General features: G+C 61.5%; 17 protein-coding genes. 7 read left to right on the top strand and 10 right to left on the bottom strand.

Translation table 11 applies throughout. From position 1 onward, the window contains the following. Positions 1 to 270: 270 nt before the first annotated feature. The 6 genes from csrA to AC2T4A_RS22460 all read right to left on the bottom strand — a co-directional run bounded on the left by csrA (position 271) and on the right by AC2T4A_RS22460 (position 4,004). Positions 271 to 450: a carbon storage regulator CsrA gene (gene csrA / locus AC2T4A_RS22485; RefSeq protein WP_486741829.1), complete on the bottom strand. Its 180-nt coding sequence runs from the start codon at positions 448 to 450 to the stop codon at positions 271 to 273. Positions 451 to 507: 57 nt separating this feature from the next. Next, on the bottom strand, positions 508 to 1,431 hold the full coding sequence (locus AC2T4A_RS22480) for a recombination directionality factor (protein WP_486741828.1): 924 nt from the start codon (positions 1,429 to 1,431) through the stop codon (positions 508 to 510). Between the two features lie 71 nt (positions 1,432 to 1,502). After that, a complete protein-coding gene (locus tag AC2T4A_RS22475) occupies positions 1,503 to 2,513 on the bottom strand; it encodes a YqaJ viral recombinase family nuclease (RefSeq protein WP_486741827.1) in 1,011 nt (336 codons plus the stop codon). Positions 2,514 to 2,585: 72 nt separating this feature from the next. Continuing rightward, positions 2,586 to 2,903, bottom strand: a complete 318-nt coding sequence (locus AC2T4A_RS22470; RefSeq protein ID WP_486741826.1) for a hypothetical protein — start codon at positions 2,901 to 2,903, stop codon at positions 2,586 to 2,588. 44 nt (positions 2,904 to 2,947) lie between these two features. Beyond that, on the bottom strand, positions 2,948 to 3,400 hold the full coding sequence (locus AC2T4A_RS22465; protein WP_486743717.1) for a hypothetical protein: 453 nt from the start codon (positions 3,398 to 3,400) through the stop codon (positions 2,948 to 2,950). Between the two features lie 34 nt (positions 3,401 to 3,434). Further along, positions 3,435 to 4,004 (bottom strand): GYF domain-containing protein, encoded by a 570-nt coding sequence (locus AC2T4A_RS22460; RefSeq protein WP_138526762.1) that lies wholly within the window; start codon positions 4,002 to 4,004, stop codon positions 3,435 to 3,437. A gap of 153 nt (positions 4,005 to 4,157) precedes the next feature. On the opposite strand from AC2T4A_RS22460, the gene AC2T4A_RS22455 reads away from it, so the two are divergent. Next, complete coding sequence (locus tag AC2T4A_RS22455) at positions 4,158 to 4,403, top strand: helix-turn-helix domain-containing protein (RefSeq protein ID WP_119561246.1); 246 nt, start codon at positions 4,158 to 4,160, stop codon at positions 4,401 to 4,403. Positions 4,404 to 4,456: 53 nt separating this feature from the next. On the opposite strand, the gene AC2T4A_RS22450 is transcribed toward AC2T4A_RS22455, so the two are convergent. Both AC2T4A_RS22450 and AC2T4A_RS22445 read right to left on the bottom strand, forming a co-directional pair. After that, a complete protein-coding gene (locus AC2T4A_RS22450) occupies positions 4,457 to 5,425 on the bottom strand; it encodes a DUF932 domain-containing protein (RefSeq protein ID WP_486741825.1) in 969 nt (322 codons plus the stop codon). Positions 5,426 to 5,509: 84 nt separating this feature from the next. Continuing rightward, entirely contained in the window at positions 5,510 to 5,833 is a 324-nt protein-coding gene (locus tag AC2T4A_RS22445; RefSeq protein ID WP_486743716.1) for a hypothetical protein, read from the bottom strand. A gap of 434 nt (positions 5,834 to 6,267) precedes the next feature. Here AC2T4A_RS22445 and AC2T4A_RS22440 point away from each other — a divergent pair, with 434 nt between their 5' ends. Then, positions 6,268 to 7,029 (top strand): DUF599 domain-containing protein, encoded by a 762-nt coding sequence (locus tag AC2T4A_RS22440; RefSeq protein ID WP_416747031.1) that lies wholly within the window; start codon positions 6,268 to 6,270, stop codon positions 7,027 to 7,029. Positions 7,030 to 7,091: 62 nt separating this feature from the next. Here AC2T4A_RS22440 and AC2T4A_RS22435 read toward each other — a convergent pair whose 3' ends face one another. Continuing rightward, positions 7,092 to 7,313 carry a hypothetical protein gene (locus tag AC2T4A_RS22435; protein WP_259754410.1) on the bottom strand — a complete coding sequence of 74 codons (222 nt, stop codon included), beginning with the start codon at positions 7,311 to 7,313 and terminating at the stop codon, positions 7,092 to 7,094. A 160-nt stretch (positions 7,314 to 7,473) separates the two neighbouring features. Between AC2T4A_RS22435 and AC2T4A_RS22430 the strand changes: the two genes are divergently transcribed. From AC2T4A_RS22430 to AC2T4A_RS22410, 5 genes are all read left to right on the top strand, one after another. Beyond that, positions 7,474 to 7,947, top strand: coding sequence for a PaaI family thioesterase (locus AC2T4A_RS22430; RefSeq protein ID WP_236174652.1), 474 nt, complete (start codon positions 7,474 to 7,476; stop codon positions 7,945 to 7,947). Then, positions 7,944 to 8,390 carry a PaaI family thioesterase gene (locus AC2T4A_RS22425; protein ID WP_138216605.1) on the top strand — a complete coding sequence of 149 codons (447 nt, stop codon included), beginning with the start codon at positions 7,944 to 7,946 and terminating at the stop codon, positions 8,388 to 8,390. The genes AC2T4A_RS22430 and AC2T4A_RS22425 overlap by 4 nt, the downstream gene beginning before the upstream one ends. Then, entirely contained in the window at positions 8,391 to 9,635 is a 1,245-nt protein-coding gene (locus AC2T4A_RS22420) for an MFS transporter (protein ID WP_486741824.1), read from the top strand. A 131-nt stretch (positions 9,636 to 9,766) separates the two neighbouring features. Then, complete coding sequence (gene htpG / locus AC2T4A_RS22415; RefSeq protein WP_416747036.1) at positions 9,767 to 11,665, top strand: molecular chaperone HtpG; 1,899 nt, start codon at positions 9,767 to 9,769, stop codon at positions 11,663 to 11,665. 91 nt (positions 11,666 to 11,756) lie between these two features. Further along, complete coding sequence (locus tag AC2T4A_RS22410) at positions 11,757 to 12,488, top strand: dienelactone hydrolase family protein (protein ID WP_478379451.1); 732 nt, start codon at positions 11,757 to 11,759, stop codon at positions 12,486 to 12,488. Between the two features lie 162 nt (positions 12,489 to 12,650). Here AC2T4A_RS22410 and AC2T4A_RS22405 read toward each other — a convergent pair whose 3' ends face one another. Continuing rightward, on the bottom strand, positions 12,651 to 13,907 hold the full coding sequence (locus AC2T4A_RS22405; RefSeq protein WP_478379452.1) for a sugar MFS transporter: 1,257 nt from the start codon (positions 13,905 to 13,907) through the stop codon (positions 12,651 to 12,653). Between the last annotated feature and the right edge of the window lie 29 nt (positions 13,908 to 13,936).

The raw sequence follows: 13,936 nt of genomic DNA, 5'->3' as shown, positions 1-13,936 counted from the left end.
GCTGACTGTTTACGAGCAAAAAAGAAACCGCAACAGGAGCCCGGAGGGCTCCTGTTTATGCCGGGCTAGTCCCGGCGGCGTGGGGATTGCTGGATTGCGAAGTGGAATATTGCGAGCGCCAGGATAAGTGTCAGTGACAACGGCCAAAACCGCATAGCTATAACTGTTAGAGCAACAACAGCTGCAGTACCGGCGAAGATGCTGACCAGCAAGAACAGCAGGCCCAGAAAGCGTAGTAGCGTCATGCCGATTTTCCTGTGAGGTGAGTGATCAGGAGGGGCAATGTTGGTTTGCTTGGATGCGCTGATAGACCTCATCGCGATGCACCGTAATGTTGGGCGGTGCAGAGACCCCAACGCGCACCTGGTTGCCGTTGATGCGGAGAATGACGATCTCGATTTCGTCGCCAATGCGGATGGTTTTGCCGACGCTGCGGGTGAGGATGAGCATGTTTTTTACTCCTGCATGTTTAGTTGGCACCGAGCTGCCGCCCGGCACCTGTTTTTGTTAATTGGTGGGCTGTTGATTACGAGCTTCGGCGCGCTCGCGCAGCAGCGTCGATAGAGTCGGGCGAGTGCTGGCGGTGATGTGTTCGTTTGCTGGAGCGGGAGGAGTCTCTGTGGTGGTCGCAGGGGCGGGAAAGTACTCCTCAACGATTGCGCCGCCTTCTTCTTCGCTTTCCTCAAAGGCCCCATTGGCGAATCCTTGCTGTGCTGCAGTATCGAGGGCATGCTGGTCGAAGCCTGATGCTTGTCGTGCGTCATCGGTCTCCCGGCCTTGCTGCAGCGCCGCTTCGATCGATAGCCCGCTGCGTGCGGTGATATCGACATAGAAGATTGGCGAGCCGTGGCTCTGGCGAGTGGACTTTCCGCGCAGGCGCAGTTCCAACGGCAAGCACGCCAGGCGGTCTCCCGAAATCGCTTGCAGGTACTGCAGGCGAGCGGCCAAGGTGCGAATACTGTTAAATCCGGTGGTCCGGAATACAAAGGTGCCGAGGGCATCTTCATCGCCGATGACGACGTTGAGTCGGCCGTATGGTTTGCAGGCGCCGCCTTTCGCGAGTGAGCAGCCATCGGGCGAAGGGCAGGGCAGTGAGTCGATGCTGTCTTTGCCGCGCCGCTTGCAGGTGTCGCCATTGCCGACGCAGATCGGCCGACCGGATTGCCGATCGAACAGACAGTACTCGGCACGGAAATTAAGTTCGGGCGAGTTGAACAGCAGGCGGATTGGGATGCTGCGGATCTTGCCGCCCTGAGCCTTGCGCAGCTCTTCGTCAATCGGGTGGTGGATCCAGCCATCACGTAGTAGCACCTGCGAGGTGATGGTGAATTGATCGTCCTTCTCCGGTAGACGCTTGCCGTTCTTCTCGACAACCTTGCCGATGGAAATCCGCCCGAGTACGGGCGGCGTGATAGCCAGGCCTTTGAGCATGGTGGTTCTCCAAGTGAATAAAAAAGACCGCCCCGAGCCGTGAGCATCGGGGCGGTCAAGGGGGAACGATTTCAGCTAACCAGGAAGCGACGGCTTCCCGGTTTGGTGGTGGAGAAGCGTGTGAGGAGATACGGCTTTTCCTTCAGCAGCTTCGGGACATCCAGGGCCTGGCTGTCCTTAGCCTTGCGCCAGGTCACCGAACCGTTGGCAAACACCGCTCGACTGGCTTCACCCATGGCCTGCTGCAGAAACTGTTTGAGCTCAGCCTCGCGCTGGCTGTGGGCCTCGAGAGTGGCTCGCGCTTCCTTCAGCTCATCGAAGGCGGCGCAGAGAATCGGATCCTGTGAAAAGTCCTGCGTGTTGCCGTTGTCTTCTGGGTAGAGACAGCGCAGCGCCTGCTCTGCTGACTCAGAGCCATCGGCCGGCGGCGGAGTGTCGCGCTGCACGTGGTTCCAGAAGTCCTGCTCCAGTTCGATCAGCCGAGCGATCAACTCGTCGTCACGCTCGATGCGGTGGATCTCCAACTGCTGGCCGCCGAGCAGCACGGCCACGTCTGCCGCTTGCTTACCGGTCACCGCCAACTGATGCATCACCTGCAGCTGCACATACACCGGCACGCCTTCTTTCCAGAGGCGCGCTCCGTTGATGCCTGCGGTCTTGCATTCGAGGATCTGCACATCGCTGGCGCCGATAACCTCGCGGTCGATGTTGGCCAGCATCCAGTTCATTTTCGGATCAGGGTGCTGCAGCACGGCGTTGATGCGCCGCACTCGGTGTCCGCTGCGGCGGGTGTAGTGTGTTGCGACGATCGGTTCGAGGATGTTGCCCCAGTAGGTAGGGCTTTCTTCATCATGAGGATCTGACTTCGGTAGGCCAGCATCACGGCCGGTCTTTTCCAGCCATAACTCCAATTGGGATTTGTACGGATTGAGGCCGACTGCCGCGGCAGCATCGGAGCTACCGATACCGTCTTTGCGAACGGCCAGCCAGGCTTCACGGGAGAGTTTCTTGGTGTCCACCAAACGCAGCGCAGGGCGCTGTTGTGCGTGCTTACTGACAGCAGAGACATGGGATCGAGGCATATGGCTTTCCTGCGGGCATAAAAAAAGCCCGAGCGGGAAAACCGCTCGGGCCATTCAGTGATAAGGCGCGGACTATCTGTCAAAACTGAAGTTGTAGTCCCCTTCGCTGGTGGAGAGAGAGACCTCAACTACCTTTTGACAAGACGGTGCGTCTGCCTTCAACAGCTCACCAAAGGCGAGCTTGTACGGCAGGCGCTCTTGGACATTGACGGTGCAGTTACCTCGATTGATCTGCACCTTGTTGATCGTGACGCTGTCCTCGCGGGCGGTGATGCGAATCTGCGGTCCGCCCCAGACGGAGTTTCTGCCAAGCTCAACGGTAACGGGCGGCTCAGAGCCGCATCCCGCAATGACCGCGACTAGGAGCGCGACAGTCAGGTACTTCTTCATCGTCTTCATCCTGTGAAAGATGTTTTCCAGCAATCCACTCTGGGTTACCAGGCGGAGCGGCAAAGGTTTTTCTTGCTGTTCAGCGGTTGCAGAACCTTAGAAAGATTCTTGGTGGGCAGCTTCACAGTCCTGCCCTCCGCGCGGAGCTGAAGATTGTTCGCCTTGCGCAGTGCGGTCCAAAAGCTAGGGAAGTTGCTGCCGCACACGTGGCAGTCGGTAAAGAAGGGATTGCTGTAGGCCGTACCGTCGACAATGACATCGAATCCACCGTTGTCGTTGGACGAATACTGCTTGCCACCAATGGTGGCGTAGGCGCTGACGGCACTTTCATCATCGTCTGGGCAGGAGATGTTCAGCTCGTTCCCATTGCCATCGTCGACCAGGTGTTCCTGCACACCCTGGGCATAACCGGTGGTCCATTCGTAGGTGCCTGCTACGGCGCTGGTTTCGATCACGCACACGGCAAGGCCGGACAGCAGCGCTATCGCTCTGATCATTTTCATGGAGTAACTCTCGTAAGTGAGGGTGAGGCTAGCCCTGGTGTGCGCCGATGCTGATGAAGAAGCAGACGATCCAGGTGATGAAGTAGGCGAGGTTCTGGTTCAGCAGCTTGGCGCGCTGATAGAGGTAAACCGGCACGACGAACACCCAGCCTTTGAAGCGACTGACGTCGTGACCGGCCTGCTTAAGGCGCTGGGAGTCGAGCACCGACAAGGCGATGTTCAGAGCCAGGGTGACGTACCAGTAGCGGTTCGCAGCCATGGCGCGTTCCCACTGCGCTTCACTGCCGGTGAACAGGCCAGCCACAAACGATTCCAGCAGGTAGCCAATCAACGGAGCGAAGGCCAGCAGCCAGACGATCTTGTTATTCACGCTGCTGCCGGTCAGCGGCGGCGGGGCTACATCCTCCAGATGCTCGCGCAGTTCGGTTTGCTCGATCTGCATCCAATCAGCCATACCTTTTTTCCAGACGCGAGAACCGTATGTGAGTTCGCCTTGTTGGATTAGGCCGATGAGCTGTTGCTGGGAGACGGCGCCTTTACGCTCGCCGTTTTGTTCATAGTGCCAAGAGGTGTCGAGGGTAGAGCTTGCGTCCTGCATGACAGGCTCCTTTTGGGTAGGAGTTAGAAGGGGAAAGTAATAACTGCGAGAGCTAACTCGGCGCAGATGCACTGCGCTTCGGTAGCGGCAATCTCTTGAAATGGGTCGTAAATACCGTGGTCTTATTGTCATCATAGCTTGACGATTTTTGCCATGGCAAGAATCTCTGCGATCCAAGACAAAGACGGGGACCTCGTGAAGCTCGGCGCAGCTGTCCGAGCGCGTCGCCTTGCCCTTGAGTTGTCGCAAGAGGCTCTGGCCGATGCTGCTTCGATTGATCGCTCGCATATGGGGAAAATCGAGCGTGGCGAGCGAAACGTTACGTTCCTGAACATCTGCCGAATAGCTGTCGCTATTCAGTGCAAACCTTCAGATTTGCTTCGCGAGGCGGGGTTGTAGATAGCCCTGGATGACCCCGCTGTTTCGAGTGCGCTAAGGTCAATTGCCTGTAGCTAAGCTGCAAGCTCCAAGGCAGCATCCAACGCCTTCTGCTTCAGCACCGCTCCTTGTCCGAACCACGCCGAGTCCAGGCGATATTCATTGCTGCGCGCCCGCCTTTCGTGGTCCACATACTCAGTGACGGAGCAGAGCAGTCCCCACGCTGTTCCCTCCGCCGCGGGTAGCTTGGCACCGCGGCCTGCCCCGTCATACAGCTCATGCACCCTGCGAAGTGCCCGCTCGTTGGCGAGCTTTTCGGGGATGTCCGTCGTAGGCGCAACATCGCACAACACGTCCAGGAAGAAGCTCGTGGCCTCTCTCGGACGCACCTTGCGTTCCGCCAGGTGACGCATCCGGTACATGAACTCATCCCACTGCGAGACAGAGATGCCAAGTTGCTTCTTCACCGCCTGAGAGTCAAAGCGAGTGTTGTGCGGAACCTTGATGGCCCGTGAGGTGCCATCCAAGGCAATGGTGAGGGTGTTGTTGCAGACAACGCGGATGGTCGTCGGCGTGGCAGTGGTAGCAAGTGTCCCGTCGCACGAGGTGGCGAGTAGCAAGTAACCATTCACCTGGTCATTGCCTTTGAGGGCTGTGTGCTGACCAGTGTGCGCCAGTGCCCAGAATTTGCGGCCACCTTTGAGCACACCCGCCGTTTCCAGTTCATAGCCCGATACCTCAGTCAGGTCGCGATAGAACTCCAGCACCTCTTTGGGCTGAACGACCTGGTAGCGCTGCGAGACGACGGAGAGGGGAGCCTTGGTGTCGGAGCGGTAGAGCACCTTCTGTTCGGGGAAAGAGTGGACGCTGCCCAGATGGCCGACGGCATCGGCTTTGAAGTGCACTGGGCTTTCCTGGATTTGCCAGTCCATGCCGGCTTCGCGTTGCCAGATTTCAATAGGTTGCTTTTGAGGGAGCTGGTTGCCCAGGCCGTGCCAGGGCGTTTCTCCCACATAAGCCATTTGTTCGACGAGATGAGCCATGGTGAGTTTCCTGTGAGCAATAGCCGGCCAAAGCGCTGCGCGAGACGCAGGGCCGGCGAAATGAATGAGATCGTGGGAGGGGGCTTAGTAGGAGAGGCTGAAGCTGTGCTTGCAGCTCAGACATCGATGGTTGTGCAGCACGTGTTCATCGAGCTGCTTGCCGAGGGTGGCCCCGGCCACGCAGCCTGCGACGCTTCCGGCTAGTGCGCCAAGGACAGCACCGGCAATGCAACTCAGCGCCATGCCGGGTGGTCCGCCAAGGGATCCAAAGCTGGCGCCAGCTTCGCCTCCGGCCAATGCTCCGGAAAAGCCGCTGCTGGCGCCGCCAATGGCACCGACAACGCTGCCTATTCTCTTGCCAAAATCACGTGTCACGACCTTTGCAGATCGACAGGCGGGACAGATCATCAAGGTGTTGCTCCCTGTATCACCGTAAGTGCGGTTCGACGAAGGTCCACTGGGATCTTCACTTCGGTGATGTAGGACTGAAATTTTTTCGAAGCAGAGCCGATCTGTGCGAGCTGAAGGTACGCCAGTTGTGTTCTGAGCGATCCGTTCTTGGGGAAAATGAAGTGGGGGATTTTGTGGGGGATAAACTGTTTTTCTTTTTTAAATATGGTTAATAATAAATATGTTATGCATAAAAATGGCCGCCCACAAGGCGGCCTTTTTCATGCCTGCACCTGGTAGCAGCGAGCTTGCTCGCGAAGGGAGTCCCCGGAGACACCGGCGTGGGCGCGGTTCGCGATCAAGCTCGCTCCTGCAGGGGGCGCCGTGTCTTTCTCCGCATATCTGGCGTCTATCTGCCGCGTATTCCTTCAAAATTTCGCGCAAGGACAAACATGACCGACGTCGTCGATCTGTTCGACATCCAGTACTTCTGGAACCTGCTCGCCATGCTCTGGTTCCTCTTCTGCTGGATCGGCTACACCCGCTACGCCAAGACCAAAGCCCGTGACACCGCGTGCCTGGCCAGCGTGCTGCACCTCTATCGCCAGGACTGGATGCGCCGCGTGCTGCTGCGTGACAACCGCGTGGCGGACGCCAGTGTGATCGGCAACCTGGAGCGCAACGCGTCGTTCTTCGCCTCCAGCACCCTGATCATCCTCGCCGGTATCCTGACCCTCTTGGGCTCGGCGGAGCGCACGATTTCGGTTCTCGCGGACCTGCCTTTCGTTACGCCACCCACCCGTGGACTGTCAGAGCTCAAGCTGCTGTGCCTGGCGGTAGTATTCGTCTATGCCTTCTTCACCTTCAGCTGGTGCATGCGCCAGTACAACTTTGCGGCGGTGCTGATCGGCTCGGCGCCCATGGTGGGGGAGCGCAATGTCGGCGAGCTGGAGCGCAAGTCCTTCGCCGAACGTGCGGCGCGGGTGGTGTCGTTGGCGGCCCACCAGTTCAACCAGGGCCTGCGCACCTACTATTTCGGCCTGGCCATGCTGGCCTGGTTCATCAACCCGTGGATATTCATGCTGGTGACGGCGGGAGTCGTGGGCGTGCTGTACCAGCGCGAATTCCATTCCAGCGTGCTCCACGTGATGGTCTACACGCCGACGCCCCAGGGCGACGCGCCGCGGGACAACGATATTCCCCCCAGCGGCTGATATGAACGGCAGAAACGACAAGGCCCGCGAATGCGGGCCTTGTACTGTGCGGCGGAAGCGCGTTACTGCTTCTGCTCGCCGCCGGCGGGCTCCTGGGGCGCGGTGGCCGGAGCAGCCGGAGTAGCCGGGGAGGCTTCAGGTGCCGGCGGGGTGGTCGGCGCCGGAGTAGCCGGCTGCTCTGTCGCAGCGGGCGCAGCCGGTGCTTTCGGCTCTTCTTTCTTGTCGCAGGCGGCAAGGCCGAGACCGGCAACGATCAGCAGAGCGAAGGGAAGGGTTTTTTTCATGCGGAGCCTCCATGTGCGGCTTTCCTGGTGTTAGCCCTTTGAGCAGAGGTTGTGTGAATTAGTTCAATGAATATTCCTGCGCCCCCGTATTCCATCACTGCAGCGCTGGCAACGGCCGGGTATGATGCGGTCCCGTGCAGTCAATCGGTCGACCCCTTCCATGTCCGAAAACCCACTCCTGGAGCGCGCCCAACGCTTCCTTTCAGCGCTGCGCCACTGCCAGTTGCTGGGCATCAGCGCGCACGCGGCCGACGCTTCCGGCCTGACCCTGCGGCTTCCCTACAGCGAAGCCATTGTCGGCAACCCGGAAACCGGCGTGATCCATGGCGGTGCCATCACCACCCTGATGGACACCACCTGCGGCATCTCTACCGTCTGCGTTTTGCCGCAATTCGAGATATGCCCGACCCTGGACCTGCGCATCGACTACATGCACCCGGCGCAGCCGCACAAGGACGTCTACGGGTTCGCCGAGTGCTACCGGGTCACCCCGAACATCATTTTCACTCGTGGCTACGCCTATCAGGACGACCCTTCGGAGCCCATCGCCCACGTGGTCGGCACCTTCATGCGCATGGGCAAGGCGGTTTCCGCCGGCACTGTTAAGCGTGATGTTGATGGAGGCCAGGGATGAGCACGGTGAATATCGAGGCCATGGTGCGCGCCGCGCACGAGAGCAAGAACTACGATCCGCTGCTGGACATGATCCCCTACGCCCGCCTGCTCGGCATCCGCTGCCTGCGCCTGGGCGACGACGCGATCTTCCACTTGCCGGCAAACCCCGACAACATCGGCAACCCCACGCTGCCGGCGCTGCATGGCGGTGTGATCGCCGGCTTCATGGAGCAATCGGCGCTGCTGCACCTGCTGATGTTCATGGGCATACCGCACATGCCCAAGATCATCGACTTCTCCATCGACTACCTGCGTGCCGGACACTTCCGCGATACCTACGCGCAGTGCCAGGTCTGGCGCCAGGGCCGGCGCGTGGCCAACGTCGCCATCACCGCCTGGCAGACTACCCGCACCGAACCCATCGCCACTGCCCGTGCGCACTTCAAGGTCGACGGCGCCTGAATGGATACGCTGCTGATCCTGCTCGGCCTGCTGCTGATCCTCGCCGGGTACGTCTGGCTGGTCGCCCGCGCCTTCGAGCGCAGCCTGTTCTGGGGGCTCGCCAGCCTGTTGCCGCCACTTGCGCTGCTGTTCGTGCTGGTCCACTGGCGTCCCGCCCGCAGCGCGGTCGCGCTCGGTGGCCTGGGATGCATTCCGCTGGTGGTGGGCCTGACGATGCTGGCCAGCCAGGACAGCGCGCGTCTGGAGGCCATACTGCGCCTGGAATGGCTCACACCCGAGCCGGTTGCCAAGCCCGAACTGGCCATTGCCCTGCGCGGTGAACTGAACGGCAAGCCGTTCGTCCCGGAGCAGGCTGAATTCATCGACGGCGTGCTCAGCCTGCGTGAAGGCCAGGATTTCTACGCTCACCGTGAAGTTCAGGTACGCCTGGCGACGCCTGTCAGCGGCCCGATCAGGCTCGACGTGCTGCCTGACGACAAGGGGCGCCTGCCGGAAATCGAAGTCAGTTGGCTCGCGCCGGGGCAGGAACTGCCCGAAGCCGTGCGGCTGCAGCGCGGCTACAGCCTGCACCTGGACTTGACGCCCAAGGCGCCCAACCGCATGGAGGGCGCTTTCCACCTGGTGCTGCCGGCAGAGATGCAGACCACGCTGTCGGGCACCATTGAGGTTTTCACCGATCGTTTGCGCTATCGCGACGGGGAGGTCGATACCCGTTTCGACTCGCGCGATACTCTGCGCTACGTGTTGCAGGATTACCTGCAGCGCCGCTTCGCCCGTCGTGATGTCGCCATCGCCAGCATGCCGGTCCTGGATACCCAGCGTGCTTCCCAGGAAGTGCCGTTGACCATCGAGACTGGCGGCGAGAGGCAGGATCTTCAGGTGACCCTGGAGAAGAGCCAGACCCGCGGCTGGGGCGTGCGCGACGACCGCTACCCGAGGCTGAAGGCAGTCAGCGCCGCACCGGCACCGGTCACGGCACCCGTTGTCGCGAAAGCGAGCGCTCCGCTACAGCAGGTGCCGGAAAGCGGCAGACTCTCTCTGGAGCGCCTGCTGGCCGCTCCCCACCGTTACGTCAACCGCAGCATGCGCGTTACCACTGAGCGCGGACGCATCGCCGAAGGTGTCTTCGTCGGGCTGAACCCCGATGGTCGCATCGTGATTCGACAGGTCATCGAGGGGCCGGGGGAGGCCAGCTACACCCTGCGCCCCAGTGAAATCACCGACATCGAGCTGCCCGCGCTCTAGCCCACAGCCTGCGTACGTCCGCTCAGCGCGCCGGCAAATTTTCCCCAACCCCTTGAATTGGCTCGGGAAGCCCCCATCTCGCTGACATCGGCCGCACAACGCGGCATTTGTCATCCTCGGAGCGAGAAACAATGAGCGCGGAGACTCAAAAAGAAACACTGGGCTTCCAGACCGAAGTGAAGCAGCTGCTTCACCTGATGATTCATTCCCTGTATTCGAACAAGGAAATCTTCCTTCGCGAACTGATTTCCAACGCCTCCGACGCCGCCGATAAGCTGCGTTTCGAGGCCCTGGCCAAGCCGGAGCTGCTCGAAGGCGGTGCCGAGCTGAAAATCCGTGTGAGCTTCGACAAGGACGCCAAGACCGTCACCCTCGAAGACAACGGCATCGGCATGAGCCGCGAAGAGGTCATCGCGCACCTGGGCACCATCGCCAAGTCCGGCACCGCCGACTTCCTGAAGAACCTCTCGGGTGACCAGAAGAAGGATTCCCACCTGATCGGCCAGTTCGGCGTGGGCTTCTACAGCGCCTTCATCGTCGCCGACAAGGTGGACGTGTTCACCCGCCGCGCCGGTGCTCCGGCCAGCGAGGGCGTGCATTGGTCGTCGAAAGGCGAGGGCGAGTTCGATGTGTCGAGCATCGACAAGGCTGAACGCGGTACCCGCATCGTCCTGCACCTGAAGGACGGCGAGGACGAGTTCGCCGACGGCTGGCGCCTGCGCAACATCGTCAAGAAGTACTCCGACCACATCGCGCTGCCCATCGAGCTGCCGAAGGAGTCGGCAGGCGAAGAAGCTCCGGCCGAAACCGAATGGGAAGTGGTCAACCGTGCCAGCGCCCTGTGGACCCGTCCGCGCACCGAGGTGAAGGACGAGGAATACCAGGAGTTCTACAAGCACATCGCCCATGACTTCGAGAACCCGCTGACCTGGAGCCACAACAAGGTCGAGGGCAAGCTCGAGTACACCTCGCTGCTCTACGTGCCGGCCCGCGCGCCGTTCGACCTGTACCACCGCGAGGCCCCGCGCGGCCTGAAGCTCTACGTGCAGCGCGTGTTCATCATGGACCAGGCCGACCAGTTCCTGCCGCTGTACCTGCGCTTCATCAAGGGCGTGGTGGACTCCAACGACCTGTCGCTGAACGTCTCCCGCGAGATCCTGCAGTCCGGCCCCATCGTCGACTCGATGAAGTCCGCGCTGACCAAGCGCTCCCTGGACATGCTGGAGAAGCTGGCGAGCAACGACGCCGAGGCCTACAAGGGCTTCTGGAAGAATTTCGGCCAGGTGCTGAAGGAAGGCCCGGCCGAAGACTTCGCCAACAAGGACAAGATCGCCGGCCTGCTGCGTTTCTCGTCCACCAGCGACGAAAGCGGCGAGCAGAGCGTTTCCCTGGCGGACTACATCGGTCGCCTGAAGGAAGGCCAGGACAAGATCTACTACCTCACCGGCGAAAGCTTCGCCCAGGTGAAGAACAGCCCGCACCTGGAAGTCTTCCGCAAGAAAGGCATCGAAGTGCTGCTGCTCACCGACCGTATCGACGAGTGGCTGATGAGCTACCTGCCGGAGTTCGACGGCAAGCAGCTGGTCGACGTCGCCCGTGGTGACCTGGACCTGGGCAGCCTGGATTCCGAAGAGGACAAGAAGGCCCAGGAAGAGATCGCCAAGGCGAAGGAAGGCCTGGCCGAGCGCCTGAAGGCCGCGCTGGGCGATGAAGTCGCCGAGGTGCGCGTGTCCCACCGCCTGACCGACTCGCCGGCGATCCTCGCCATCGGCGAGCAGGACCTGGGCCTGCAGATGCGCCAGATCCTCGAGGCCAGCGGGCAGAAGGTGCCGGAAGCCAAGCCGATCTTCGAGTTTAACCCGGCCCACCCGCTGATTGAGAAGCTCGATGCGGAAGCCGACGAAGACCGCTTCGGTGAGCTGACCCATATCCTCTTCGACCAGGCCGCCCTGGCTGCGGGGGACAGCCTGAAGGACCCGGCTGCCTATGTGCGCCGCCTGAACAAGCTGCTGGTGGAACTTTCCGCCTAAGCTCGAAGCAGAAGCAAAGCCCGCCTCGGCGGGCTTTGTGTTTTTCCACTACCCGATGCAGTAAACCGACAAGCGAAAGGGGAATACCCGAATGAGCCAGATCAGCGTGCAACCTGTCGCCTACAGCCTCGATGGCGTGTCCTTCGAAGGGCAACTGGTATTCGATGCCGCCAGCAATGCGCCCCGTCCGGGCCTGCTGATGGCGCCGAACTGGATGGGTGTAAGCCCGGGCGCCGTGGACATTGCCCGCAAGGTCGCCGAGCGCGGCTATGTGGTACTGGTGGCCGATCTCTATGGCAGAGACGTGCGGCCCAATGGCCCGGAACAGGCCGGCGCCGCCATGATGCCGCTGAAGAACGACCGCGCGCTGCTGCGCAAGCGCATGCAGCTCTCGCTCAAGACCCTGCTGGAGCAGGCCGACAAAGCGCCCCTGGATACGACGAAACTGGCCACCTTCGGCTTCTGTTTTGGTGGTTGCTGTTCCCTGGAGCTGGCCCGTGACGGCGCTCCGCTGGCGGCCGCCGTGTCGTTCCACGGCACCCTGGATACACCGAACCCGGCAGATGCAAAGAATATCAAGGGATCGGTACTGGTCCTCGACGGCGCCATCGACCCCTTCGTGCCGCGCGAGCAACTGACGGAGTTCGCCAAGGAAATGATCGACGCCAAGGTGGATTGGGCGCTCACCAGCTACGGCGGCGCCGCGCATTCCTTTACCGATCCGCACGCGCAGATCCCCGGCAAGATGCAGTACGACGCCAAGGTGGCGCGTCGCGCCTTCGCGGCGATGTTCGACTTGCTGGACGAGCGCTTCGGCGCCTGAAATCCCCCGGTGAACGAAAACGCCGCGCCTCCATTGGAGGCGCGGCGTTTTTATTGGCTCTTTGTAGGAGCGAGCTTGCTCGCGAACCTTGCCTCGCAGCGGAGATTGTTCGCGAGCAAGCTCGCTCCTACAACAATCCTGTTGTTCCGCAGCGGTCCCTGATCAGGGAGCGTTGGCTGGTCGCTGCGTGGCGCGCTCGTCGGCGCGGTAACCCTTGGCGCCGAACCAGACGATGTACAGGTAGCACACCAGCGGGATGGCGAAGGACGGCAGCAGGCCGATGCGGTCGGCGAAGAAGGCCTGCACCAGCGGCATCACGGCACCGCCGACGATGGCCATGCAGAGCAGGCCCGAGCCCTTGCTGGTGAGGTTGCCCAGGCCTTCCAGCGCGAGGGAGAAGATGGTTGGGAACATGATCGAGTTGAACAGGCCGATCAGGATCAGCGCCCACATCGCCACGTGTCCGCCCGCGGCCAGTGCGATGCCGATCAGCACCGCGATGGCAACCGCATTGAAGGCCAACAGGCGATTCGGTGCGATGGCGCGCATCAGTGCGCTGCCGATGAAGCGCCCAACCATCGCCCCGCCCCAGTAGAACGACAGGTACTTGCCGGCCTGGTCCGCCGGTAGCCCGGCGATGTCCGGCTGGCCCATCAGGCTCACCAGGTAGCTGCCGATGGAGACCTCGGCGCCGACATAGCAGAAGATCGCGATGACCCCGAACACCAGGTGGCGATGGGCGAAGATCGACTTCTGCCCGGCAGCGCCGTCTGTGGGCTCGCCGTGGTGGATCTTCGGCAGGCGGAACAGGGCGATCAGCACGGCGATGGCGAACAGCAGCCCGGCCAGCACCAGGTACGGCGTCTTCACCGAATCCGCTTCGCTGGCGGCGGAGCTGCCGATTTGCGAGGCGGCGCCGGCGCCAATGGCGAGGATGGTCACCGAGCCCACCAGCGGCCCGACGGTGGTGCCCAGGGCGTTGAAGGCCTGGGTGAGGTTCAGCCGGCTGGCAGCGGTGCTGGCTGGGCCGAGGATGTTCACATAGGGGTTGGCCGCGACCTGCAGCAGGGTGATGCCCGAGGCGAGGATGAACAGCGCGGCGAGGAAGAACGGGTAGGACTGCGCGCCGGCCGCCGGGTAGAACAGCAGGCAGCCGATCCCTGCGGTGGCCAGGCCGACGATGATGCCGCTCTTGTAGCCGAGCTTCTCTACCAGCCGCCCGGAGGGGAAGGACATGATGAAGTAGGCGCCGAAGAAGCAGAACTGGACCAGCGAAGCCTGCACGTAGGACAGGGTGAAGACCGCCTTGAGGTGCGGCACGAGGATGTCGTTCAGCGAGGTGATCAGGCCCCACATGAAGAACAGCAGGGTCAGCACGGTCAGGGCGCTGGTGTGACGGTTGGCGTTGGACTGGTCCATCACGGACTCCTTGGGCCAGGAACGGGGAG

It is taken from the genome of Pseudomonas sp. PVC-3-1 (assembly GCF_057444315.1).
The sequence above is the reverse complement of the archived record's forward strand: the minus strand, read 5'-3'. Positions and strand labels throughout refer to the sequence as shown.

What these genes read in the sequence shown, in the direction of transcription:
- AC2T4A_RS22430 (WP_236174652.1), top strand. Translation starts at nt 7,474, where the DNA reads ATGTCCGAAAACCCACTCCTGGAGCGCGCCCAACGCTTCCTTTCAGCG.
- csrA (WP_486741829.1), bottom strand. Translation starts at nt 450, where the DNA reads ATGCTCATCCTCACCCGCAGCGTCGGCAAAACCATCCGCATTGGCGAC.
- AC2T4A_RS22410 (WP_478379451.1), top strand. Translation starts at nt 11,757, where the DNA reads ATGAGCCAGATCAGCGTGCAACCTGTCGCCTACAGCCTCGATGGCGTG.
- AC2T4A_RS22455 (WP_119561246.1), top strand. Translation starts at nt 4,158, where the DNA reads ATGGCAAGAATCTCTGCGATCCAAGACAAAGACGGGGACCTCGTGAAG.
- AC2T4A_RS22445 (WP_486743716.1), bottom strand. Translation starts at nt 5,833, where the DNA reads ATGATCTGTCCCGCCTGTCGATCTGCAAAGGTCGTGACACGTGATTTT.
- AC2T4A_RS22420 (WP_486741824.1), top strand. Translation starts at nt 8,391, where the DNA reads ATGGATACGCTGCTGATCCTGCTCGGCCTGCTGCTGATCCTCGCCGGG.
- AC2T4A_RS22465 (WP_486743717.1), bottom strand. Translation starts at nt 3,400, where the DNA reads ATGATCAGAGCGATAGCGCTGCTGTCCGGCCTTGCCGTGTGCGTGATC.
- AC2T4A_RS22425 (WP_138216605.1), top strand. Translation starts at nt 7,944, where the DNA reads ATGAGCACGGTGAATATCGAGGCCATGGTGCGCGCCGCGCACGAGAGC.
- AC2T4A_RS22405 (WP_478379452.1), bottom strand. Translation starts at nt 13,907, where the DNA reads ATGGACCAGTCCAACGCCAACCGTCACACCAGCGCCCTGACCGTGCTG.
- AC2T4A_RS22470 (WP_486741826.1), bottom strand. Translation starts at nt 2,903, where the DNA reads ATGAAGAAGTACCTGACTGTCGCGCTCCTAGTCGCGGTCATTGCGGGA.
- AC2T4A_RS22460 (WP_138526762.1), bottom strand. Translation starts at nt 4,004, where the DNA reads ATGCAGGACGCAAGCTCTACCCTCGACACCTCTTGGCACTATGAACAA.
- AC2T4A_RS22440 (WP_416747031.1), top strand. Translation starts at nt 6,268, where the DNA reads ATGACCGACGTCGTCGATCTGTTCGACATCCAGTACTTCTGGAACCTG.
- AC2T4A_RS22435 (WP_259754410.1), bottom strand. Translation starts at nt 7,313, where the DNA reads ATGAAAAAAACCCTTCCCTTCGCTCTGCTGATCGTTGCCGGTCTCGGC.
- htpG (WP_416747036.1), top strand. Translation starts at nt 9,767, where the DNA reads ATGAGCGCGGAGACTCAAAAAGAAACACTGGGCTTCCAGACCGAAGTG.
- AC2T4A_RS22450 (WP_486741825.1), bottom strand. Translation starts at nt 5,425, where the DNA reads ATGGCTCATCTCGTCGAACAAATGGCTTATGTGGGAGAAACGCCCTGG.
- AC2T4A_RS22480 (WP_486741828.1), bottom strand. Translation starts at nt 1,431, where the DNA reads ATGCTCAAAGGCCTGGCTATCACGCCGCCCGTACTCGGGCGGATTTCC.
- AC2T4A_RS22475 (WP_486741827.1), bottom strand. Translation starts at nt 2,513, where the DNA reads ATGCCTCGATCCCATGTCTCTGCTGTCAGTAAGCACGCACAACAGCGC.